This window comes from Haloferax elongans ATCC BAA-1513 (assembly GCF_000336755.1).
Taxonomy (GTDB): Archaea; Halobacteriota; Halobacteria; order Halobacteriales; family Haloferacaceae; genus Haloferax; species Haloferax elongans.
Map to the genome: position 1 here is coordinate 116,003 of NZ_AOLK01000021.1, position 22,450 is coordinate 138,452.

At 61.6% G+C, this 22,450-nt stretch carries 25 protein-coding genes and 2 tRNA genes; 15 read left to right on the forward strand and 12 right to left on the reverse strand.

Annotation, left to right across the window (positions count from 1 at the left end):
* Nucleotides 1–140 precede the first annotated feature (140 nt).
* Together C453_RS13380 and C453_RS13385 are read right to left on the reverse strand one after the other, a co-directional pair.
* On the reverse strand, nt 141–725 hold the full coding sequence (locus C453_RS13380; RefSeq protein WP_008325173.1) for a DNA-3-methyladenine glycosylase family protein: 585 nt from the start codon (nt 723–725) through the stop codon (nt 141–143).
* A gap of 75 nt (nt 726–800) precedes the next feature.
* Nucleotides 801–2,165 carry a putative ATP-dependent zinc protease gene (locus tag C453_RS13385; RefSeq protein ID WP_049907705.1) on the reverse strand — a complete coding sequence of 455 codons (1,365 nt, stop codon included), beginning with the start codon at nt 2,163–2,165 and terminating at the stop codon, nt 801–803.
* 130 nt (nt 2,166–2,295) lie between these two features.
* On the opposite strand from C453_RS13385, the gene C453_RS13390 reads away from it, so the two are divergent.
* The 7 genes from C453_RS13390 (at nt 2,296) to C453_RS13420 (ending at nt 8,389) form a co-directional block, all read left to right on the forward strand.
* A complete protein-coding gene (locus C453_RS13390) occupies nt 2,296–3,321 on the forward strand; it encodes a succinylglutamate desuccinylase/aspartoacylase family protein (protein WP_008325177.1) in 1,026 nt (341 codons plus the stop codon).
* A gap of 110 nt (nt 3,322–3,431) precedes the next feature.
* Nucleotides 3,432–3,827 (forward strand): succinate dehydrogenase, cytochrome b556 subunit, encoded by a 396-nt coding sequence (gene sdhC / locus C453_RS13395; protein ID WP_008325178.1) that lies wholly within the window; start codon nt 3,432–3,434, stop codon nt 3,825–3,827.
* Nucleotides 3,827–4,198 (forward strand): succinate dehydrogenase hydrophobic membrane anchor subunit, encoded by a 372-nt coding sequence (locus C453_RS13400; RefSeq protein ID WP_008325180.1) that lies wholly within the window; start codon nt 3,827–3,829, stop codon nt 4,196–4,198. Before sdhC ends, C453_RS13400 begins: the two co-directional genes overlap by 1 nt.
* A gap of 2 nt (nt 4,199–4,200) precedes the next feature.
* Nucleotides 4,201–5,079, forward strand: coding sequence for a succinate dehydrogenase/fumarate reductase iron-sulfur subunit (locus tag C453_RS13405; protein WP_008325181.1), 879 nt, complete (start codon nt 4,201–4,203; stop codon nt 5,077–5,079).
* A gap of 55 nt (nt 5,080–5,134) precedes the next feature.
* On the forward strand, nt 5,135–6,970 hold the full coding sequence (locus C453_RS13410; RefSeq protein WP_008325182.1) for an FAD-binding protein: 1,836 nt from the start codon (nt 5,135–5,137) through the stop codon (nt 6,968–6,970).
* 35 nt (nt 6,971–7,005) lie between these two features.
* On the forward strand, nt 7,006–7,947 hold the full coding sequence (locus C453_RS13415; protein ID WP_008325183.1) for a prenyltransferase: 942 nt from the start codon (nt 7,006–7,008) through the stop codon (nt 7,945–7,947).
* Nucleotides 7,948–8,170: 223 nt separating this feature from the next.
* The gene (locus C453_RS13420; RefSeq protein WP_008325185.1) at nt 8,171–8,389 is read left to right on the forward strand and encodes a helix-turn-helix domain-containing protein; all 219 of its coding nucleotides are present in this window, start codon (nt 8,171–8,173) and stop codon (nt 8,387–8,389) included.
* Here C453_RS13420 and C453_RS21130 read toward each other — a convergent pair.
* Entirely contained in the window at nt 8,386–8,541 is a 156-nt protein-coding gene (locus tag C453_RS21130) for a DUF7563 family protein (RefSeq protein WP_449404891.1), read from the reverse strand. The genes C453_RS13420 and C453_RS21130 overlap by 4 nt on opposite strands.
* A gap of 316 nt (nt 8,542–8,857) precedes the next feature.
* On the opposite strand from C453_RS21130, the gene C453_RS13425 reads away from it, so the two are divergent.
* Nucleotides 8,858–9,277: a hypothetical protein gene (locus C453_RS13425; protein ID WP_008325186.1), complete on the forward strand. Its 420-nt coding sequence runs from the start codon at nt 8,858–8,860 to the stop codon at nt 9,275–9,277.
* Nucleotides 9,278–9,725: 448 nt separating this feature from the next.
* On the opposite strand, the gene C453_RS13430 is transcribed toward C453_RS13425, so the two are convergent.
* Together C453_RS13430 and C453_RS13435 are read right to left on the reverse strand one after the other, a co-directional pair.
* Nucleotides 9,726–9,799, reverse strand: a tRNA-Thr gene (locus C453_RS13430).
* Between the two features lie 11 nt (nt 9,800–9,810).
* Complete coding sequence (locus C453_RS13435; RefSeq protein WP_008325187.1) at nt 9,811–10,377, reverse strand: GNAT family N-acetyltransferase; 567 nt, start codon at nt 10,375–10,377, stop codon at nt 9,811–9,813.
* Between the two features lie 330 nt (nt 10,378–10,707).
* Between C453_RS13435 and C453_RS13440 the strand changes: the two genes are divergently transcribed.
* Genes C453_RS13440 through C453_RS13455 form a run of 4 tightly spaced genes read left to right on the forward strand, consistent with a single transcriptional unit; the run spans nt 10,708 to nt 14,633 of the window.
* Nucleotides 10,708–11,646 (forward strand): branched-chain amino acid ABC transporter permease, encoded by a 939-nt coding sequence (locus C453_RS13440; RefSeq protein ID WP_193788070.1) that lies wholly within the window; start codon nt 10,708–10,710, stop codon nt 11,644–11,646.
* A complete protein-coding gene (locus tag C453_RS13445; RefSeq protein ID WP_008325189.1) occupies nt 11,643–13,022 on the forward strand; it encodes a branched-chain amino acid ABC transporter permease in 1,380 nt (459 codons plus the stop codon). Before C453_RS13440 ends, C453_RS13445 begins: the two co-directional genes overlap by 4 nt.
* Nucleotides 13,015–13,875 carry an ABC transporter ATP-binding protein gene (locus C453_RS13450; protein ID WP_008325190.1) on the forward strand — a complete coding sequence of 287 codons (861 nt, stop codon included), beginning with the start codon at nt 13,015–13,017 and terminating at the stop codon, nt 13,873–13,875. Before C453_RS13445 ends, C453_RS13450 begins: the two co-directional genes overlap by 8 nt.
* Nucleotides 13,872–14,633, forward strand: a complete 762-nt coding sequence (locus C453_RS13455) for an ABC transporter ATP-binding protein (protein WP_008325191.1) — start codon at nt 13,872–13,874, stop codon at nt 14,631–14,633. Before C453_RS13450 ends, C453_RS13455 begins: the two co-directional genes overlap by 4 nt.
* 321 nt (nt 14,634–14,954) lie before the next feature.
* Here C453_RS13455 and C453_RS13460 read toward each other — a convergent pair whose 3' ends face one another.
* Nucleotides 14,955–16,268, reverse strand: coding sequence for an ABC transporter substrate-binding protein (locus C453_RS13460; RefSeq protein ID WP_049907692.1), 1,314 nt, complete (start codon nt 16,266–16,268; stop codon nt 14,955–14,957).
* A gap of 186 nt (nt 16,269–16,454) precedes the next feature.
* Here C453_RS13460 and udk point away from each other — a divergent pair, with 186 nt between their 5' ends.
* A complete protein-coding gene (udk, locus tag C453_RS13465) occupies nt 16,455–17,138 on the forward strand; it encodes a uridine kinase (protein ID WP_008325194.1) in 684 nt (227 codons plus the stop codon).
* A gap of 65 nt (nt 17,139–17,203) precedes the next feature.
* Here the strand turns inward: udk and C453_RS13470 are convergent, their stop codons facing one another.
* Nucleotides 17,204–17,524 carry a DUF5785 family protein gene (locus C453_RS13470; RefSeq protein WP_008325198.1) on the reverse strand — a complete coding sequence of 107 codons (321 nt, stop codon included), beginning with the start codon at nt 17,522–17,524 and terminating at the stop codon, nt 17,204–17,206.
* Nucleotides 17,525–17,634: 110 nt separating this feature from the next.
* On the opposite strand from C453_RS13470, the gene C453_RS13475 reads away from it, so the two are divergent.
* Together C453_RS13475 and C453_RS13480 are read left to right on the forward strand one after the other, a co-directional pair.
* Nucleotides 17,635–18,153, forward strand: coding sequence for a CNNM domain-containing protein (locus C453_RS13475; RefSeq protein WP_008325199.1), 519 nt, complete (start codon nt 17,635–17,637; stop codon nt 18,151–18,153).
* 90 nt (nt 18,154–18,243) lie between these two features.
* Complete coding sequence (locus C453_RS13480) at nt 18,244–18,975, forward strand: GNAT family N-acetyltransferase (protein ID WP_008325200.1); 732 nt, start codon at nt 18,244–18,246, stop codon at nt 18,973–18,975.
* A gap of 162 nt (nt 18,976–19,137) precedes the next feature.
* Here the strand turns inward: C453_RS13480 and C453_RS13485 are convergent.
* From C453_RS13485 to C453_RS13505, 5 genes are all read right to left on the reverse strand, one after another.
* Nucleotides 19,138–19,221, reverse strand: a tRNA-Ser gene (locus tag C453_RS13485).
* A gap of 47 nt (nt 19,222–19,268) precedes the next feature.
* Entirely contained in the window at nt 19,269–20,024 is a 756-nt protein-coding gene (locus C453_RS13490) for a glycosyltransferase family protein (RefSeq protein ID WP_008325201.1), read from the reverse strand.
* Between the two features lie 52 nt (nt 20,025–20,076).
* Nucleotides 20,077–20,712, reverse strand: coding sequence for a uracil-DNA glycosylase (locus C453_RS13495; RefSeq protein ID WP_008325203.1), 636 nt, complete (start codon nt 20,710–20,712; stop codon nt 20,077–20,079).
* 283 nt (nt 20,713–20,995) lie between these two features.
* Complete coding sequence (locus tag C453_RS13500) at nt 20,996–21,295, reverse strand: hypothetical protein (RefSeq protein WP_008325204.1); 300 nt, start codon at nt 21,293–21,295, stop codon at nt 20,996–20,998.
* Nucleotides 21,292–22,332, reverse strand: a complete 1,041-nt coding sequence (locus C453_RS13505) for an Mrp/NBP35 family ATP-binding protein (protein WP_008325205.1) — start codon at nt 22,330–22,332, stop codon at nt 21,292–21,294. Before C453_RS13505 ends, C453_RS13500 begins: the two co-directional genes overlap by 4 nt.
* Nucleotides 22,333–22,450 lie beyond the last annotated feature (118 nt).

Sequence of the window (22,450 nt, forward strand, 5' to 3'; positions counted from 1 at the left end):
AAAAGTAAACGCAATAGCTGTTTACTACGCCACTCACTGCCCAATGCGACGACGGCGCGGGTGTCATCGACACGCGGGAATCAAATCACACTGTCACCTGGTGGCTCTGCCCGCTGGCTTCAGGCCTCGCCGCGACTCGCTCAGTCGTCCACGACTCGCCAGAGGTAGAGACTGGCGTAACTCCGGTACGGTGCCCACGTCTCGGCGTGTTCGACCATCGCCGCGCGTGAGAGCCCGTCAACGTCCACGTCGAAGACGTGTTCCATCCCGCGCCGAATCCCGAGGTCCTCGACCGGGAATACGTCCTCGCGCGCAAGCACGAAGATGAGGAACATCTTCGCCGTCCAGACGCCGACGCCGCGAATCTCAGTCAGGGCGTCTATGACCTCCTCATCGTCCATCGTGCGCAGTGAGTCGGCCGACAATCCGTCTTGGAACGCTTCGGCGACGTTGCGCACGTAGCCGACTTTCTGCCCCGAGAGACCGCAGTCGCGGAGGACAGACTCCTCGGCGGCGAGGAGTCCAGCAGGCGTCACCTCCACGCGGTCGAACAGCCGGTCTCGAATTGTCGCTGCCGCGGTCGTCGAGAGTTGTTGGTTGACGATGGAAACGACCAACCGCTCGAATGGGTCGGCTGCTGGGTCGAGCGAAAGTGGGCCGTGAGTTTCGACCACGTCGCCGAGGTGCGTGTCTGCCCGGAGTTCGCGGTAGGCGTCGTCACTCATCGAGTTTCGATTACGCGTGCGAAAAGAAAAGCCCAGTTGTCGCGGAAGGAAGACCGACCTCGACTGGGTTACTGGTTACTCTTCGAGGAGTTCTTCTTCTTCGTCGTCGCTGCCCGTCCGGTCGGCGTCGACACGGCGACGAACGTCGACACGGTAGTGTTCGAGGATGTCGCGGCCGAGAAGCAGCGGGTAATCCATGTGCGAGCGGTCTTCGACACTCGCAGTGACCGTGTGCTGGGCGCCACCGATACCGATGACGAGGTCGACGACCGGGCGTGCCTTTCCGCCCTTGACGCTGCCGGATTTGACGCGCGTCATGCTCTTGATGGGGCCAGCACCGATTTCGGCGGCGAGGCTCGTATCGATGCTCGTCCGCGTCGCGCCGGTGTCAGACTTTGCGAGCGCCTGCTGGGACCCGCTGGTTCCGTTGACGACGACTTCCTCGATGTAGCCGATGATGGGTGCTTCGCCGTCGACGATGGGCGATTGGTTCGGCATACAGGACGGGGTGGAGTCGTCGAGAGTCGCCGCGAGGTCTCGCACGCGGTCATTGTCGACGTCGCCGCCCGCTCGTTCGATAGCGAGCTTAGCGATGTACGGCGCGGGGCTCTTGCCCGTCGCCTGATAGAGTCCTTTGAACCCGGCGGTCGGGTTGGCTTCGAGGACGAACCAGCCGTCTTCGCCTTCGACGAGGTCCACACCGACGTAATCCATGTCCATCACGTCGGCCGTGTAGAGTGCCGTCTCCTTGGCCTCCTCAGGCATCTCGTCGGTTGCGTCGAGTACGTCGCCGCCGAGTGCGACGTTCGTTCGCCAGTCGCCTTCCGGTGCGTAGCGGTACATCGCGCCGATGATTTCGCCGTCGACGATGTAGACGCGAAGGTCGCGGTGGCGCTCGTCGTCGCGGTCGATGAGCTTCTGGAGGAACGCCTGTCGGTTCCCGACCTTCGGGTTCACTGGCTCTGTGAGGTCGACCTTCCACGTCCCGCCGCCGTGAGTACCGATGGCCGACTTGTAGACACCGACGTCACCGAAGCGCTCGCGGCCCTTGTTCAGACGGTCGTTCGAGAGCGCGAGCAGTGCGTCTGGTACTTTGATGTTCCAGTTTGCGAGTGTCGCGGCTGTGGCGAACTTGTGAATGGCTGCGAGGACCGCATCCGGCTCGTTGAGCATCGGTCGGATACGGTTGAAGGTGGTCGCAAGGCCGAGCAGTTCGGCCGGTTCTTCGGTGTTAGAGAGTAAGAGTCGATTCGCGATGATGTCCACCTCTGGTTCGACTGTCACCTCTCCATCTTCGATGTTGACCGCCGCGTTCTCGCGGCGAAGCCAAACTGGTTCGTGGCCAAGGTCCTCGACAGCGTTCAGGATTGCCTTCGTCTCTTTGCTGTTGTGAAGCGAAAGCACCCCGACGCGAACTGCATCTTCGTTAGTGGTGGACATACTCATTCCATACAAGTCCGGTTTCAAAGGTATGACGGTCGCAGTATCTGTCTCCACAGTGCTGTCGTCGTTCGTTACCACGGGGCGCTCGGCGCGACGGTTTATAACCCCGGACACCGCATCGACTGGCATGGTCGACAACGAGGCCTTCACCTACAACGGAGGGAAGGTCGAGCCCGGGGAGACACAGAACATCCGGTACGGTATCTCCGAGACGTATCTGGGTGACCCGGTCCGCATCCCTGTCACCATCATCAACGGGGAGCGACCGGGTCCGACAGTCTTCCTCTCTGCTGCCGCCCACGGAGACGAACTGAACGGTATCGAAGTCGTCCGCGAGGTTGCCTACGAGTGGGACCTTTCGGACCTCGCCGGGACGCTCGTGGGCATGCCCGTGGTGAACGTCCCCGCGTTTATCGCCCAACAGCGGTATCTTCCGATTTACGACCGCGACCTGAATCGTTCGTTCCCCGGGTCGGAGACGTCCACGGGGGCAAAACGGATGGCCTACCGAATCTACCAGAACTTCATCGCGCCGTGTGACCTCGGCATCGACTTCCACACGTCGACGCGCGGGCGGACGAACATGCTCCACGTCCGCGCCGACATGTCCGACCCCGACGTGGCCCGCCTCGCGAACTCGTTCGGGTCGCACGTCATCATCGACAGTTCGGGCAGCGACGGCATGCTCCGAACCGAGGCCGCCGCCCGCGGGACTCCGGCCATCACCGTCGAGATGGGTGAAGCCCACCGATTCCAACGCGAATTAATCGACGAGGCGCTCGCTGGCGTCGAGAGCGTCTTCGCCGAGTACGGTCTCCGCGAAACCTCGACTGTCAACTGGCCGGGCTGGCGAACTGTCATCTCGGATGAAAACGAAAAGACGTGGCTCCGCGCCGACGCGGGCGGCATCGTCGATATGCACCACGACCGCGGCGCGCTCGTCCACGAGGGAGACCGCATCTGTACTATCACCAATCCGTTCAAAGACGACAATGTCACCGTCGAAGCGCCCTTCACCGGACTGCTCGTCGGTGTACTGGAGAACCCCGTCGTCTACCCCGGAAACCCACTGTGTCACCTAGTCGAACTCAAAGACGACGTGCGGCGGGTCGTCGAGCGAGAACAGTCGGCAGCGTCAGAGATGACTCTGTGACATAGTGACACAGTAACGAGAATCCTCCGTGGTTGGCGAGTATTGCGAACCTGCACGATACATCATACACGTAAGTTCTATACCCTCCCCTTCCCGACACTCACAAGAGCATGAGTCAGTCTTACAATCGGGGCCTCATCGAGGACTTCGGTCGATGGCGGGAGTTCTCGGCTGGCATGTGGGCCTGGATATTCCACAAGTTCACCGGCTGGGTGCTTGTGGGGTATCTCTTTACTCACATTGCCGTGTTGTCGACGGCCCTCTCGGGCGCGGCGCCGTACACGAACACCATTCAGGCGCTAGAAAGTCTGCTCGTCGTACGTATTCTCGAAGTGGGGCTGCTCGCTGTGGCGGTGTTCCACATCCTCAACGGACTCCGACTGCTGTTCGTTGACCTGGGCGTCGGGCTGGAAGCACAGGACAAGAGCTTCTACGCGTCGCTTATCCTCACGGGTGTCATCGTCGTCGCGAGCGTGCCGACGTTCCTCGCAGGGGTGAGCATCTAATGGCAGAACGATACACGTCCTTCGAACCCGGTGGAACTCGATGGCTTTGGCAGCGCCTCACAGCTGCGTTCCTCGTCATCGTGTTGGCGTTCCACTTCTTCCTGCTTCACTTCGTCAACCACGCCGACGAAGTCACCTTCGCGATGTCGCAGGCGCGAATGCAGGAGTTGACGTACTTCTCGCTGATGATTCTGTTCCTCGTCACGGCGACGTTCCACGGGGTCAACGGCGTCTACAACGCCCTCGTCAATCAGGGCCTGTCCGGGTCTCGCAAGACCGCAGTGAAGGCGATTCTCGGCATCGCGAGCCTCGTCCTCATCGTGCAGGGCGTCCGCACCGCAATCGCGTGGGCCGGAGGTGTCCCCATCTAACCATGAGCACGCAAGTTCCCGAGCAAGTCGAAGACGAATCGTCCGCCGAGTCGGTGTCGCCCGGCAAGCAGAAGCGCGACGCGAAAAAGCGCGAACGCGCCGAGCGTCTCCAAGAGCAGCGCGAGGCCGAAGCGGCCGAAAAAGCGCGCACCGCCGACGACACCTACCACCTCAAGGTCTTCCGATACGACCCCGAGGTGGAGGGCAAACAGGAACCACGCTTCGACGACTTCTACGTCCCCTACAAGCAGGGGATGACCGTCCTCGACGCGCTGATGTGGGCACGGGACCACTACGACTCGTCGCTTACCTTCCGGCACTCCTGCCGGCAGGCTATCTGCGGGTCCGACGCGCTGTTCGTCAACGGGTCCCAGCGACTCGGCTGCAAGACGCAGCTTTCGGACCTCTCCGAACCAGTTCGCGTCGAACCGCTCCCGCACGCCGACGTGGTCAAGGACCTCGTCGTCGACATGGAGCACTTCTACGACCAGATGGAAGCGGTCGAACCGTACTTCCAGACCAACTCGCTGCCTGCCGAAGACGAAGAGCAGCGGCAGACTCGCGAGAACCGCGAGAAGGTGAAGATGTCCACCCGCTGTATCTGGTGCAGCGCGTGTATGTCCTCGTGTAACATCGCGGCCGGCGACAACGAGTATCTCGGCCCGGCGGCCATCAACAAGGCCTACCGCTTCGCGATGGACGAACGCGAGGGCGAGGACATGAAACAGCGCCGCCTCGAAATCCTCGAACAGGAACACGGCGTCTGGCGCTGTCAGACCCAGTTCTCCTGTACCGAAGTGTGTCCGAAGGACATCCCCCTCACGGAACACATTCAGGAACTCAAGCGCGAGGCTATCAAGAACAACCTGAAGTTCTGGTAACCCTCTCGGTGAAACCCTCAAGTTCGACTACCCCTACGACACTCTCAAACACACCATGTACGAACACGACGTTATCGTAGTCGGCGCGGGCGGCGCAGGCCTGCGCGCGGCGATTGCGGCACACGAAGAAGGAGCCGACGTTGCTATCGTGTCGAAGCTCCACCCGGTCCGAAGTCACACGGGCGCGGCGGAAGGTGGCATCAACGCCGCCCTCCGCGAAGGCGACTCGTGGGAGGACCACGCGTACGACACGATGAAGGGCTCCGACTATCTCGGCGACGCGCCGGCAGTCGAGACGCTCTGTAAGGACAGCCCGAAAGAGACCATCCAACTCGAACACTGGGGAATGGCATTCTCCCGTGACGACGACGGACGCGTCAGTCAGCGCCCGTTCGGTGGCCTCTCGTTCCCGCGGACGACCTATGCCGGTGCAGAGACCGGCCACCAGCTGCTCCACACGATGTACGAGCAGCTCGTCAAGCGCGGCATCAAGGTCTACGACGAGTGGCACGTCACGCGACTCGCCGTCTCCGACGAGGACGACCCCGAGGACCGCACCTGTCACGGCATCGTCGCCTACGACGTACAGACCGGGAAGATAGAAGGCTTCCGCGCCCGCAACGGCGTCATCCTCGCGACCGGTGGCCTCGGTCAGGTCTACGACCACACGACGAACGCGGTTGCCAACACCGGCGACGGCGTCGCTATGGCCTACCGCGCCGGTGCGCCCATCGAGGACATGGAGTTCATCCAGTTCCACCCCACGACGCTCCCTTCGACGGGTGTCCTCATCACCGAGGGTGTCCGCGGTGAGGGTGGTATCCTCTACAACAAACACGGCGAGCGCTTCATGTTCGAGTACGGTTACGCGAACAACCTCGGCGAACTCGCCTCCCGCGACGTCGTCTCCCGCGCCGAACTGACGGAAGTCAACGAAGGCCGCGGTATCGAAGACGAGTACGTCCACCTCGACATGCGTCACCTCGGCGAAGAGCGCATCGTCGACCGCTTGGAGAACATTATCCACCTCTCGGAGGACTTCGAGGGCGTCAACCCGCTCGAAGCGCCGATGCCGGTCAAGCCCGGCCAGCACTACGCGATGGGTGGCGTCGAGACCGACGAGAACGGCGAGACGTGCATCACCGGCCTGTATGCGGCTGGTGAGTGTGCGTGTGCTTCCGTCCACGGCGGCAACCGCCTCGGTGGCAACGCGCTGCCCGAACTCATCGTCTTCGGCAAGCGCGCCGGGCACCACGCCGCGGGCAAGGACATGAAGGACGCAGAAATCACGACCGGGAAGGTCGGCGACTACGAACCCGCCGATGTCGAAAGTCCAGTCCAACTCGGCGAGGCCGGACTCGGTGGCGACGCCGTCGCAGACGGCGGTGCGACCGCCGACCTCTCGGGCGACGAAGTCGTCCAGCGCGCCCTCGACGACGAGCGCGAGACCATCGAGCATCTGTTGGAGAAAGAAGACGGTATCCAGCACGCCGAAATCCGCGAGCGCGTCCAGAAGTCGATGACGGAGCACGTCAACGTCTTCCGTGAGGAAGAGGCCCTCAAGGACGCCCTTCGCGACATCCGCGAGGCCCGCGAACTGTATCAGGACGTGTACGTGGCCGACAAGTCGCGAACGTTCAACACGGACCTGTTGCAGACGCTGGAGACGCGGAACATCCTCGACATCGCCGAATCCATCACGGTCGGCGCGCTCGCGCGCAACGAGTTCCGCGGTGCACACTGGCGCAAGGAGTACCAGGAACGCCGCGACGAGGAGTGGCTCAAGCACACGATGCTCTCGTGGAACGACGGCGAGCCAGAACTCTGGTACAAGCCGGTCATCCTCGAAGGCGAGAACAAGACGTACGAGCCGAAGATTCGGAGCTACTGAGCGGTCTCGTCCCGCTCACCCGACTCGATTCGCCTGTGACGCACCCGAACGACGACCACTCCTCTTTCGACGCCTCGACCGAGGAGCGGCCGCGCTGGGTACGACTCCGCGCGCTGTTCGAGATGGCCCGCCCGGAGCAAGTGCTGTTGATGGCGCTCGTGTACGCGCTCGGTGTCGCGGCCGCAGTCGCTTGGGGTGCGTCACTCGACTTCGGCCACCTCGGGGTCGCGTTCGCGGCCTTCACTCCAGTCGCGCTCACTATCCACTACGCAAACGAGTACGCGGATTACGAGACTGACCTACTGGCCGACCGCACGCCGTTTTCGGGAGGGAGCGGGTCGCTCGCCCGAACAGGGCTGCCGCGGTCGCTCGCGCGCCGGGCGACACTCGCTTCGGGGGTGCTCTCGGTGGTCGTCGTCGCCGGTGGGGTCACCGCCGGACTCCTTTCGATTGCCGAGGCTACGCTTCTTGCTGGAATCTTCATCCTCGGCGTCGAGTACTCGCTCCCGCCGCTAGCGCTCGCATGGCGGGGTGTTGGCGCAGTCGATAACGCCATCCTCGGCGGACTGCTCCTTCCGGTCTACGGCGTCCTCGCCGCGAGTGGGAGTCTCACCGTGGTCGATGTCGTCCCGTTCGTCCCGTTTACGCTGTTGGTGTTCGTCAACCTCCTCGCAACGACGTGGCCCGACCGCGACCCTGATGCGGCCGTCGGGAAGCGGACGCTCGTGACGCGACTGTCCACGCGAACACTTCGAGGCCTCCACGTCGGTGGGGTCGTCGCCGCGTACGGGTCGCTTCTGGTGGCGACTGGAACCGTGATTCCAGTTCCGGTGACGTTCGCAACGCTCCTCGCGCTCCCGTTTTCGGTTTGGGGCGCAGTCAGATACACACGGAGCCGGTCGCCGTTTCCGGCCGTTGCGGCGATGGTCGTCGCGGCCGCGGCGCACTTTTGTGCGTGGGCTGTGTTCGTTGCGTGACCGTGCAGTGTTCACCGCTCTTTCTGTCCACTGATTCCCGTCCTTCGACTGTCGTCGAAAGCACCCCCCGTCGATAGCCGTCTTTTCTACAATGTATGTTCGTGATGAACACAACGATTCGCTCGAATTCGAGTACCTCGCGGCCTCACTCGCGCCTGCTTGATTTCGACGATTGTTGTAGAGATGTTTTATTATCGTCGAAGACAAGCACAGCACAACCACCATGCAACAGACGGTTCCGACCATCGAAGTTCCGGGTGAGCTCAATTCCCCCGCGGCAAAGCTCGTGTACCTCTATCTCACGACACACGACGGTGCGTCTATCACCGACCTGCAGGATGGACTCGAAATGAAGAAAATCTCACTCTACAGCATCCTCGGGACGCTCTCCAAGCGTGGCTTCGTTCGACAGGACGAAGAGCGCTACCACATCGCCAACTAAGTTCGTCGCGAGCGGGCTTCCCGGACTTGCGCGCCGTCACGGACCATATCTTCGCAGTTCGGACACACCCGTGGGTGCTCTGTTCCCTCGGGAGCGAATACGCGAGCGTACGCGGGCGTCACGAACGAACCGCAGTTCTGACATTCCGGCATGATATCTAGTATCCTTCAGGAATGTTGCATAAGTTTTCTCCCTAGAGCAACGCGAGCAACGCGCCAAAGAAGATGAGGGCGAACAGGAGAAGCGTCACTGCCAGCATGAACCGATCTGTTCCTTTCATACCAAGAGGACGTTCTCCGTGAAAATAAAACACTGTGGCGACGTGGTACTTCCTCCGAGAACTGAAGTCTGGAGGAAAATATCCTGTACAGCCTGCCGGTGTTCGGCTTCTGACACCCGATTTTCTCCCACGATAACGAGGGGGGTAGAACTAAATTCCCACACACCATTCACCCCGTAACGCGCCTAATGGAATTCGTGTACCCGCTGGCAGGACTGCTCGCCGGTCTCTTTCTCGGAGCCGTCGCAGTCATGACTGCACTCTCGTACACGCCTTACGGTCCCTCCACGTTCGACACCGCAATCACCGCGTTGATCGGTATCACTCTGCAACTCGGTAATCTCCTTTCTATCTCATCCCTCGCCGCGTTCGCCTTCGAGGGGCTCCACTCGGTCGGAATTCACTACCCGCTCATCGTCCCGGCGACGTTCGCGTACGTCCTGACACACGTCACCGTCTACTACTCGTGTCTCAGAATCACCGAACTCCAGCGCGAGCCGCTCGACCCGGACGTTATCATCAAGCATAATCCGTTTCGGGCGCTCATCCTCGGCGTCCCGGGGTCACTCCTTCTCGTCCGTGTTCGGCCACCGTCGGGTCGCAACTGACCGGTTTGGGGTCGACTGTCGGCAGACGTGGCCGTCACTGGACCCCTGATAAACGTGGCTGTCACTGAACGCCTGATAGACGTAGCTGTGACTCGGCACGTGAGTACGGACGCCGCCCGTTTGAGCCGACGAACGTGGTGTGAACTTGGACCGTAGTTGCGTCAGGTAACCACGGTGCGGCGACTGCGACGACGCCCTTATTGACAGATATTTCACAACTTTATAAGAATAATGGTTCATTTACTGTCTGGTTTCGGAGACCGAACGAAGAACTGTGCCGCAACTGCAGAAGGCGCCGGGAAGCAACCATGGCAGGCATGCATCGGACGACGCCTCCGGGACGGATGTCCCAATTCGAAGTAGGTTCCCGGCCGATTATAAATCGTCGGACACGACAGTGGAGTCCGTCAAATCAGCTCTGTCTGTGGAGCAACGAGACGAAGAACAGAGCCAGGAGTGGGATTCGAACCCACGAAGTCTCGATTACAAGTCGAGTGCATGAACCGCCCATGCTCTCCTGGCGCGTCAGGTGATTATCGGTCCTCCTTTGAGTGTGTATCGTTTCGCATCGATTTCTCCAGTTGGACCCGATGTGGTTGATAGCCGTGCCGTCGGTAGAATTTTCGGGCGTTTTCGTTCTCAGCCATCACGTCTAGCGCGACGATGTCGGCACCCCACTCACGGAGTTCGTCTTCGGCGGCGGCGAGCAGTTCGCTTCCGACTCCGTCGCCGCGGTGGCCCGGAACGACAAACAGGTTGCTGATGGTACCGCGAGTCACGTCCTGTTCGTACGACCCGGATTCGATGTCGAACATCGCGAACCCGAGGATGTTGGTCGAGTCGGTGGGATGGTCTTCCCGGTCGCTCCGTCTTGCGACCCACTCTTCTTCGTCGCGTGTCTCTGCAGCGCCAACTTCCGCCTCCGCGCGCGCGACCAACACGCCACCGATAGAGAGGTGTCGCGCGAGAGACTCCCGAACCACCGACCTGTTCGCGTCAGCACGGAGGTGAGACCCAAACTCCTGCTGTCCGGCCGCGAGATCGACCCACATGTCTGTGAGGCTATCGAGGTCGGTCAGCGAGGCAGGTGTGACGCGCATGTGTCTTTTTCGCATCCAGACGGCAATTAATTGTCGCTGAAATTGACGCGAATCTCCAACTTGGCCCGGGCTGGCCTGATTGTGACGGCACTTGCTCACCGCTCGCGTGAAGAAAGATTTATGTTCGTTAATCGTCCGCACATAGCATGAGGATAGTTATCAATGGGTATCGCCGAAACATACTCCCGGGGCAGGGAGTTCGCAATCGAGCGTCCGTTCGCACTCGTGCTCGGAGTCATCGCAGCGTACCTGCTGGGTGACCTCCTGCTCGGGCTCGCAACTGGGCAGACGCAGTTCGCCGACATCGGCTCGCTCGCCTGGGACGGACTGATGCGCGGGCTCGTAATTGGCCTCGCAGGCATCGGCCTGTCAATGACGTACAGTATCTTGAACTTCGCAAACTTCTCGCACGGTGACTACATCACCGCCGGCGCGTTCTCCGGGTGGTCGACTACGTACCTCCTCGCGGGACTCGGCCGCGCCGACATTGGTGCGCTGATGTTGGTCGGTGCGGGGGGTTCCGTCTACGGCGGCACGCTCGGCATCGGCATGCTGTCGACGCCGCTCGCAGTCATCGCTGGCATCGTCGTCGCCGGAGGATTCACCATCCTCCTCTCGCTGGCGGTCGACCGTACCATTTTCAAGCCGATTCGTGACGAGGGTGGCATCACGCTCCTCATCACGAGTATCGGTGTCGCGTTCGCACTCCGGTACCTGATGCAGTTCGTCTTCGGGTCTGACGTGCGTGGCACGACTGCACAACCGCCGTCTGTCGGCCTGTACCTCGTCGACGGGACGGTATTCATCGACGCACACGACATCACGCTCCTCGTCATCGCGTCGGGCCTGATGCTGGGCGTTCACTTGCTGCTCCAGCGGACGAAGCTCGGCAAGGCGATGCGCGCGATGGCTGACAACGAAGACCTGGCCCGCATCACTGGCATCCCGACCGAACGGGTCGTCCGTTCCACGTGGATTATCGGTGGCGGTCTCACGGGTATCGCGGGATACATGTTCATCCTCTGGAAGGGGACCCTCGGCTTCAACGACGGGTGGCTGCTGCTGCTGCTCATCTTCGCAGCGGTCATCCTCGGCGGTATCGGGTCCATCTACGGGGCAATCACTGGCGGCCTCGTCATCGGCCTGACCGCGTCGATGTCGGTCCTCTGGATTCCGTCGGCGTTCGCACGGGCCGCAGCGTTCGTCGTGATGATTGTCATCTTGCTCGTGAAACCGTCTGGTCTCTTTAGTGGGAGGTCGACGGCATGAGTGTCCGCGACGACATCGCTGCCCGTATGCCGGGTGGCGACGCGGGACTTATCCTTGCCGTGCTCGCGACGGCGTACCTCCTGTACGTGCTCGCGGGCGTCGTGCTTGGCTACGACCTTCGCGGACAACTGAACTCCCTCGCGACGCTGACGTTCTACATCGGCGTGTTCGCGATGCTGTCGCTCGCGCTCAACCTCCACTGGGGGTACACGGGGCTGTTCAACATCGGCATCGTCGGCTTCATGGCCGTCGGTGTGTACGTGATGGCACTTGTCTCCAAGCCGACGTTCGTCGCCGGTGGTGCCGCACAGGTCGGGGGCCTCGGCCTTCCGCTCTGGGTCGGCATCATTGCCGGGATGGTCGCCGCTGCAGTCCTCGGATTCGTGGTGGCGCTCCCGGCGCTTCGGTTGCGGGCCGACTATCTGGCCATCGTGACTATTGCGATGTCAGAAATCGTCCGGTTCAGCTTCCTCTCGGGTGACCTGCAACAGTTCCAACTCTTTGGGTCGAAAGTCGGATTCGGTGGCGGGTCGGGGCTCATCCTCGACTTCGTGCCGCCGCTCGAAGCGCTGTTCCAGTCTGTGGGCCTGTGGGGCGTCTACCTCGGCTTCGTGGACGCGACGAAGGTTATCGTTCCGACGAACCCGAAGCCGGTCGTCGACGGCCTCGTCTACGGCCTGCTGCTCCTCACGTTCGTCACGGTGTTCTTCTGGCTGCTCAAGCGTACCGGCGAGTCTCCCTTCGGCCGCGTGCTGAAGGCCATCCGCGAGGACGAAGACGTCGCCAACGCGCTCGGGAAGGACACCGACCGCTTCAAAATCAAGTCGTTCATGCTCGGGTGTGCGCTGATGGGCCTCGCCGGTATCCTCTGGCTGATGCCGCAGGGTGCCGTGACGCCGAACTTCTTCCGCCCGCGCGTGACGTTCTTCGTCTGGATCGCGCTCATCATCGGCGGTGCCGGGTCGAACACCGGCAGCGTGCTCGGTGGCGCGACGTTCGCGGCTCTCCTCTACCAGGGACCGCGGTACTTCCAGAACCTCGTGACGACGGTGCTTCCCAACCTCGACTCCCCACCGGGATTCGGGCAGGCGATCGGACCGCTCATCTCGCAACTCGACCCCGTCCCGTTCCTGCTGTACACCATCGACAGTATCCGCCAACTCCAGTTGGTGGTGATGGGTCTCGTCCTCATCTGGCTGATGCACAACCGGCCAGAGGGACTTCTCGGCCACCGCAAGGAGACGGCGTCGGTCATCTCGCTGTCGCGTCCCAAAGCGGCTGCTGCAGCCACTGACGGCGGCTCGGCCGATGGTGACGTCCAGACTGACGGCGGCGTCGATGTCGCCGACAACAACGGAGGTGTTGACGATGAGTGATGCAAGCCAACCCGTCGATGATGTCGCAACCAAGGTCGACGAAGGCGCACTAGGCTCCTTCGCGTCCGGCGTCCAGACCACCGAAGAGTACCCGCTACGTGTCGAAGGACTCCGCAAGTCGTTCGGCGGTATCACCGCCGTCGACGGCGCGACCTTCCAAGTCGAATCCGGGTCGCTCACTGGACTTATCGGCCCCAACGGTGCCGGGAAGTCCACGACGTTCAACCTCATCACCGGGATGATAAAACCCGACGCGGGGACCGTCACGTTCAACGGTGAGGACATCACCGGACTCGACCCACACGAGGTCGCAAACCGCGGGATGGTTCGGACGTTCCAAATTGCTCGCGAACTGAGCGAGATGACCGTCCTCGAAAACATGATGCTCGCCCCGCAACGCCAGCGCGGCGAAGAACTCTGGCGGTCCGTCCTTCCGGGCGTCCGAAACGACGTGCGCGAGCAAGAAGAAGAACTGCTCGAACGCGTCTGGGAAGTCCTCGACTTCTTCGACATCGACCACATCGCCGAGGAGTACGCTGGAAACCTCTCCGGTGGCCAGCGGAAACTGCTGGAGATGGCACGGGCGCTCCTCACGGACCCGGACATGCTGCTCCTCGACGAACCGTTCGCCGGCGTCAACCCGACGCTGGAGAAGAAACTCCTCGAACACATCCACGAACTCCGTGAACAGGGCTACACCTTCCTGCTCGTCGAACACGACATGGACCTCATCATGAACAACTGTGAACACGTCATCGTCCTTCACCAGGGACGGGTGCTCACCGAAGGCACCCCCGACGACATTCGGAGCAACGAAGAGGTCATCGAAGCGTACCTCGGAGGGAACGTATGAGCGTCGACGCGAACCGCAACGCAACGAGCGGCGCTGGTATCGAAGACCGAAGCGACGTGCTCCTCCGCGTCCGCGGCCTCGACGCCGGCTACGGCGACCTGCAAATCCTCACTGACGTCGACATGGACGTCTTCGACGGGGAGTACGTGACCATCGTCGGACCCAACGGGGCTGGCAAGTCGACGACGATGAAGTCTGTCTTCGGGCTGACTGCTCTCATGGGCGGCGATATTCAGTTCAAAGACGAGGACATCACCGGTCGCAAACCGGAAAATATCATCCACGTCGGCGTCGGCTATGTCCCGCAGAACGACAACATCTTCTCGGCCCTGACGGTCGAAGAGAACCTCGAAATGGGTGCGTACATCCTCGACGATGTTCCGCAAGACGCGATTCGAGCGGTGTACGACCGCTTCCCCATCCTCGAAGAGCGCAAGCACCAGAAAGCTGGCACCATGTCCGGCGGGCAGCAGCAGATGCTCGCAATGGGTCGCGCGCTGATGCTCGACCCCGACTTGCTCCTCCTCGATGAGCCATCGGCGGGTCTCGCACCCGACCTCGTCGAGGAGATGTTCGACAAAATCGACGAGATTAACGAGGCGGGGACGGCCATCCTGATGGTCGAACAGAACGCAAAAGAGGCGCTTCGACGCTGTGACCGCGGCTACGTCCTCGCGAACGGACAAAACCGCTACATGGACACGGGGACGGCACTCCTCGAAGACGAACAGGTCCGACAGGACTTCCTCGGCGGATAACTCATCCTCCCGAACACGGACTCATTTTTTGACGCTGCCTGCCAACAGCCGTGCTATTCGCTCACTCGCGACAGGTGTAGCACGATTCGACCGCTGTTGGATTCCAGAACAGCAGCCACGACTCCCCACGCCTCTGGCCCTCTCGGCTTCACAGCCAGCTTTGTGGTTCAAACCTGCTCAACCACGCTCGACGTGTCAGAACCTCACTCAGCGTCTTGTGGCGGCGCTGTATGTCTGACGATTGTTGACTATCAGCATGAACGAGGCGATGCAACCGCTCACGACGGAGTGTCGAAAGAAAAGTCGGGTCTGTGTATCCGCTTAGTTGTCCGGGCCGGACAGCGCCGTCTCGATGACCGAAGAGTACGACGACTCGCCGATGTTGAACGCGACTTGGTTGTAGACCTCTCCGTCGAACTGGTCGCTGAAGACGTTCGAGAAGCGCTCGGAGAGCTGCTGGCCGTAGTCGTTGTTGACGAACAGCGTCGACACCGTGCTGACTTCGAGGCGTTCGGCCATGACCTGCGCCATGACGCGCCCCTGCAGGAAGTCCGACGGTGCCGTCCGGAAGATGAAGTCGTTGTCTTCGAGGTTCGAGACGGACAGTGCCGTCGAGGACGGTGAGCAACCGACGACTTCGTTCGGAATGAACGCCTGCTGTGAGACAGGGACGTTCACACCGGAGGACGCCGACCCACACACCGAGGGGACACCCGCGGAGACGAGCGACTGCGCGGCGGAGACACCAGCGTCCGGGGACGTTTGGGTGTCTTCGATTTGCGCGTTGACCGAGATTCCCGCCGGGTTGGCCTCGTTGACCTGCTTGACCGGAATCTGTGCCGCCTGAATCATCGGCTGACCGACTGCTGCGAGGTCACCGGTCTCCGGCAGGAGAATCCCAACCGAAATCTCACGGTCGGAGCCACCGGGACCGCTGTCCGCCATCGGGCCAGCGCCGTCAGGGTTCTCGCCCGCGAAGCTCTGCTTGTCGACGCCGGTCGTCGCGTTGTTCTCGGCGTCGAACTCCCAGATGGAGTAGGCTGCCTCTGCCGGGTCGCCCTTCTCGTCGAAGTTGACAGAGGAGGACGCACCCTCGTAGCTGATGTCGTCGCCGTTTGCGGCCGCTTCCATCCCCTCGATGAGGTTGTCTGGGCCGACTGTCATTCCGCCGGGATTGGCCATCCGGCGCATCTGGTCTTTGACCGCCGGACCGGAGTTCTCACCGGCTGCGGCGTTCGCCAGTAGCTGCACTGCGACGGAGTCGTAACACTGCGACGTGAAGACGCCGGGTGCTGCTCCGTACTCGTCTTGGAACAACTGGTTGAACGTCTCTTGGTTCGGACCACCTGCCGCCGGTGCCGTCCCGGTCACGTTCTCCATGTCGTTACCGACCTGTCCGGGCATCGAACCCGAGCGCAGGCCGTCAGGAACGAGAATTTCTTCGCTCCCGTCGGAGGCGCTGTAGTAGTCGCGGAACAGTTGGATACCACTCTCGGGGTACCCAATGACGACGAGCCCATCTGGGCCGCCGCCTCCGCCGCCGCCACCGATACATCCGGATAATCCTGTCAAGCCTGCCGCTCCCGCGGCTCCCACTCCCTTGAGGAAGTCGCGGCGTACGATATCACGTACCATGTGAATTGCCATGGTGAGAGTGGTTTATAAATTTAACTCTCACCAGTCCGTAATCCGCTCCAATTGCGGGATACGGCGGTACGAGAATTGTATGTTAGGTACAGACAAACACCGCGTTTTATATACTAATGTGAGAGACGCTGCGAATCGCTGCGTTCAAACCTATTCGCGGGTGTTTTTCGTTCGATGACCATCCCGTCGTTCGTCATCGGTATCGCCGGGGGCAGCGGTGCCGGTAAGACGACTGTGGCCCGACTCATCACGGAGAACGTCGGTGAGTCAGTCACCCGAATCCCGATTGACAACTACTACAAAGACCAGAGCCACCTCGAGATGGCCGAACGCGAGCAGGTCAACTACGACCACCCCTCGGCGTTCGAGTGGGACCTCCTTCGCGAGCAACTGGCCGAACTGCTGGAGGGCAGGGCCGTCGAGATGCCGCAGTACGATTTCGAGATTCACAACCGAAAGCCCGAGCCCGCGGCGGTCGAACCGACCGACGTCATCATCCTCGAAGGGATTCTCGCACTCTACGACGAGCAGGTCAACGAGATGCTCGACCTTCGGCTCTACGTCGAAACCGACGCCGACGTTCGTATCCTTCGGCGCATCCAGCGCGACGCCATCGACCGTGGCCGTGACTTACAGGGCGTCATCGACCAATATCTCTCGACGGTCAAACCGATGCACGAGCAGTTCATCGAACCGACGAAGAAACACGCCGACCTCATCATCCCTGAAGGGGCCAACAGCGTCGCGGTCACGCTCCTCGAAGAGAAAGTGCAGGCCGAGGTCGAAGGCGACGCCACGCGCACGTGGGAGCGCGAAGCTATCGAGCAGGAAGTCAAAGAACGGACCTCGTTCGACTGAGTCGGTGGTGTCGCTCTGCTCGCGTTTGGCCGAGCGTTCGTCGAACCGAGAGAAGAGACGGGAAATTACGCGGTCGAGTTATTGACGAACTGTTCTGCGCCTTCGTAGAACCAGAAGTCGTTTTCGCGCATCGCTTTGCCGACCGCTTTGTGGAATTCGATGAAACCGCCGAACTCCTCTCCTTCGACGTGCTCGAAGATTTCCGACAGCGAGACGACGCGCTCGTGGTCGAGTCGGATGGGCACGTCACCGAATTCGTCGACGAACTCCGCCTTGTTCAGCGGGAAGTCTGCTTCTTCGTCGATTTTCTTCGCGATAATTGCCTGGCCGTACTTACGTCCGCCTTCGCTTCCTTCCTCACCGTCGGGGTCGTGTGGCCAATCCATATCCGAGTGTTGGCAGGCCGATTCAAAGCCGTTACGCATTTGTTGGTATCTGTCATGCGAGATTCACCGAGGCGGAACGATTTCCGTCTTCGCTCCAACGGGCTACGTGTATGACAACGACCACTCTCCTCGTCGGCGGACTTACCGCAGTTATCCTGCTGTTGGTGTGTAGCGCGTTCTTCTCCAGTTCTGAGACGGCTATCTTCTCACTGCCACAGGATTGGATTCGACAGCAAGCGGACACCACCGGTGACTCCCGTGCGACCACACTCGCCGAACTCTCTGGCGACCCGCACCGACTGCTCGTGACGCTCCTCGTCGGCAACAACGTCGTGAACATCGCGATTTCCAGTATCATGACAGTGCTGGTCGTCAGTTATCTCCCACCCGGCCTCGCGGTCGTCGCAACGACGCTCATCAGCAGTTTCGTCATCCTCGTGTTCGGTGAAATCGTCCCCAAATCCTTCGGCCTCGGAAACGCCGAACGGTGGGCGACGACGGTCGCACCAGTCATCCGGCTCGTCGAAATCGCACTCTTTCCCCTCATCGTCGTCTTCGACTGGATTACGCGCCGCATGAACACGCTCATCAGTGGCGAGAGCGCCATTGAAGCGCCGTATCTGGAGTAAGCGAGTTCCTGCGGCGGTGTTCTCCACAAGTATGCTGCGTGGTACCGTGAGGCAAGAAATAACATGCTGGCCCCCTATTCTCAGGGGAGTATGCGAGCGACCGAGCACCCAACGTTCGAATCAGAGGCCAGCAAGCGGATTTACGAGTACGTCGAGCGCCACGGGACCGCAAAACGAAACGTGCTCCTCGATATCGCACCTGTCTCGTCCGACGAGTTCGGGGCCGAACTCGACCGCCTAAAAACGCGTGGCTATCTGGAGGAAGACGGCGGGACGCTCCAGTTAGCGCTCGACGTGGGTGCAATCGAAGAACACCAGACCGACGTGGGAGTGGTCACTATCCGACCGGGTCGCCAGCAGGATTTCGAGGGGCTCATCGATGCGATTCGGGACGTCACCTCGGAGAAGACCTACGTCATCGCCGAAGGTATCGCCGAGCAACTGCTCTACGAGGAGGCTGTCACGCGCCACAACCAAGTGGCTTCTCGGGTGTTCTTCGTCGCAACCGTCGACGGCGAGGTCGTCGGGTGGACGCATCTCGACCTCCCGCAGGTCGAAAAAGTTCGAGAGACCGCCCAGCAGACCGTCGGCGTCAAAGAGGACTTCCGTGGCTCGGGTATCGGGAGCCTGCTCCTCCAACGCGGCCTCGATTGGGCGGAAGCAAACGGCTTCCGCAAAGTCTACAACAGCATTCCAATGACGAACGACCGCGCCATGGAGTTCCTCGGCGACCACGGGTGGGACACCGAGGCGATTCGCAGAGAACACTACACCATCGACGGCGAGTTCGTCGACGAAGTGATGATGGCGTATCGGTTTTGAGCAGGTTCTCTTCGGTCGTACTTTCGCAGACTGCGGTGGGACTGGGATTTGAACTCACTCGCAAATCAGAGATTTGCTCGCTTCTCAAATCCCAGCCGTCTCCGATTTCCACTCACAGAGCCGCGCAGCTGTAACTGCGCGGCGGTTGGTTCGTGGAAAATGCGGTGGGACTGGGATTTGAACCCAGGATTCCGTGTGGAAACCTGCTTTCAAGGCAGGCGCGTTAGGCCACTCCGCCATCCCACCTTCACCCGCTACTTTCAGACGGGGTACCTAAGATGTGTCGCTCTCGGTCAGTCGACGACGAGTTCGAGCACGCCGTCTGTCTCCTCGACGCGAAGCCCACGGTCGAAGACGAACGTCGTCGTGTGTTCGGGGACGACACGCTCCGAGGCGACGCGTGAGCGGAGCATCGGAACCAACGTCGCGAGGTCCGCACCGGTTTCGACGACCGGAAGCATCGGGATGTAGTCGAGACCCAAGTCCGCCTCGTCGGCGCGCTCGGCGAGGGTCTGGACTTCCGGGGTGTCGTAGGCGTCGGTGAAGTCGATAGGCTCACGGAAGCCCGCGAAGTGAACCCGGCCTTCGGTCGATGGACCGAGGACGACTGGCGTGCTGCGGAGTTTCATCGCTGCGCTGTCGATGTGGGTGCGGCCGAGTTGCGGGACGACGGGGCGAACCACGGCCGCAGAGTGGACCGCCTCCTCTTCGAGCAGGTGGGTGACGGTGTTGCCAGCGCGGGCCGCGAACGTCGAACCGACCTGTGGTTCGAATCGGACGTCTTCGGTTCCGCCGAGGGCGTCGGCAACGAGGGCACGAATCTCGGCCTCCGCGCTGGTGTCGCCGACGAACTCTTCGGGAAGTTCGTCGTCTGGACGGTAGTTCACGAGAAGGTCGCCACCAGAGCGCTCGACAGCGATGCAGATGTCTTTGAGCATCGCGGCGTACAGGTCCGCGGCCGCCGCTTCTGAGAGCGGACTCGTCGCTGCGAGGTCAGACAGCACCAATCCCGGCCGCGGTGGCTCCGCGAGTACGGCGATGACGGTCATGTACGTCTCTCTGCCCGGCGAACCCTTCAACCCGCCGCTTGTGGTTGCCGAGTCAGCGACTCCGACGCCCCTTCGTCTGCCGGTAGTCGCGGTCGAACACTTCCTCGATGACGTGCGTGACGAACGCTTCGGTGTCCGCGTCGGTTTGCCGTGTCGGGGCTTTCATCGGGACGAGTTCGAAGCCGCGGCCGCGAATCGTGGTGGCGTGTTCCGCGTCGATATCGAAACTGTCCCGCGAGCGAGTCGTGTAATCGAACGCGAGCGCCTCCAGTGCGGCCTGTCCTACGGGGACGATGATGTGCGGGTTTATCATCCGAATCTCGGCGTTCAAAAACGGCTCACAGGTCGTGATTTCGTTCTCAGTCGGCCCGCGCTCGGGGTGCCGACACCGGGTCAAATAGGTGAGATAGACGTTCTGAAGGTCCGGTTCCTCCGCGTCGGGGTCTGACCGGGAGAACCCCAGCTCACCGAGAATACGCTGGACTCGCTTCCCCGCGTCGTCGCCGGTGAAGGGGACGCCGGTTCGTTCCGCCCCCGCACTCGGCGACTCGCCGACGAACAGAAATTCCGCGCCTACGTCGCCGTAGCCGTGGACGACCTGCTCGCGCACCTCACAGAGCGCATCGCAGTTGGTGCACTCGGCGTCCATCGAGAAGGGGTTCCGGAACTGGCGTTGATTGGCGTCCACACGCGTGCTTGCGCCTCCGGGACCAAAACCGGCGCGGTCGAGTCAGAACGTGTTCGGCGCTGTGTTACTCTCTCAGATACGGTCTCTAACGCGCCGACAGAGCGTCATACAGTACGAGCCACAGGTGCAGAGTGAAAGTAAAAATACACGACACGACACCTTGCGTCCTTGGTGGTGGCGTATTCGTACGATTCTGGCACCTACTGCAAGTGAAACTAAAGGACGAACAACGCGGGGTATGGCGTCGCGAACCAGACTGCGATGGGGTCGGCTGCGACCGCGATTAGCGGTCGAGTCCGCCCTGCGCCTTGATGTCCATGATGTGGCGGACGTTGAGGTAGATTTCTTCGGGCGACGTATCGCCTTCGGGGTCGTAGAGGTCGCTCACGCGGTAGAGGATGGCTGAAACTTGCCTGCTCTCGGAGGACTCGCCGTAGATGTCCTCGGCGATTTCGCGGATGAACTCGACCTTTTCGGGGTCGTTCGGGAACTCGGCGTCCGAGTCAGGGGCCATCTCCCAGTCCACGTCGTCAGTGGACGTCTCGCCCTTGGACCGGTCGTCTGCGGGTGTCTCGTCGCTCATTGCTTGCTAATCGGACGGCGCTGTACGACACCGACCATGTCGGCGACGTTCTCGGTCATCACGCGGAAGGCGTCCGCGGTTTCGTTCCCGTCTTCGAGGACGATTGGTCGGCCGCCGTCGCCACCCTCACGAACCGCTGGGTCGAGGGGGAGCGCGCCGAGGAACGGCAGGTCGTTCGAGGCGGCGAAGTCGCGGCCGCCGCCCGCGCCGAAGATATCGTGGTTATTGCCACAGTCCGGGCAGCGGAACGTGCTCATGTTCTCGACGATGCCGAGGACGTTCGTGTCGTGCTTGCCGAACATCCGCAGTCCTTTGTTCGCGTCGTCGAGCGCGACGTCCTGCGGGGTCGTAACGACGACTGCACCGGTGAGTGGGAGCGTCTGGAGAATCGTCAGTTGCGTGTCGCCCGTTCCCGGCGGGAGGTCGAGAACGAGGTAGTCGAGGCTTCCCCACTCCACGTCTTCGACGAGTTGCGTGAGGAGTTGGTGGACCATTGGCCCGCGCCAGATAACGGGGTCGTCCTCGCCGACGAGGAACGCCATCGACATGAGCTTCATCCCGTAGCGTTCCGGCGGGACGATAGTCTGGTCTTGTGTCGCCTGCGGTGCTTCCTCGGCGGCGACCATCCGCGGGACGTTCGGTCCGTAGATGTCGGCGTCGAACAGACCGACACGCGCACCGAGTTTCGACAGCCCGGCCGCGAGGTTGACCGCGACGGTCGATTTGCCGACGCCACCCTTTCCGGACGCGACGGCGATGATGTTCTTGACTCCCGGGAGGACTTCCTCGTCGGGGTCGCGGTCGGTCGGAATCTTGGCAGTGAGGTCGGCCTCCAGCCCTTCGTCCGAAAGCACTTCGCGGATGCGACGACCGATTGTCGTCTCCGACGGGGAGTACGGTGCCCCGAGCGCGAGCGAGATGCGGGCGGTGTCGCCATCGACTTCGACGGCGTTCACCAGTCCGAGCGAGACGATGTCGTCTCCGAGTTCGGGGTCCTCGACCGCACGCAGGAGGTCGCGTACGTCGGCTTCGTCCATGCCCGTTCATCCGGCGGTGTGGCCGATAAGGGTTTTGTAAGCCGGTGTCGGGGAGTGCCTGTGATATCCTGCTGCTGTCACTGCTGCCGAGGGGAAAGAATTTGAGGAAGTGTTGTTA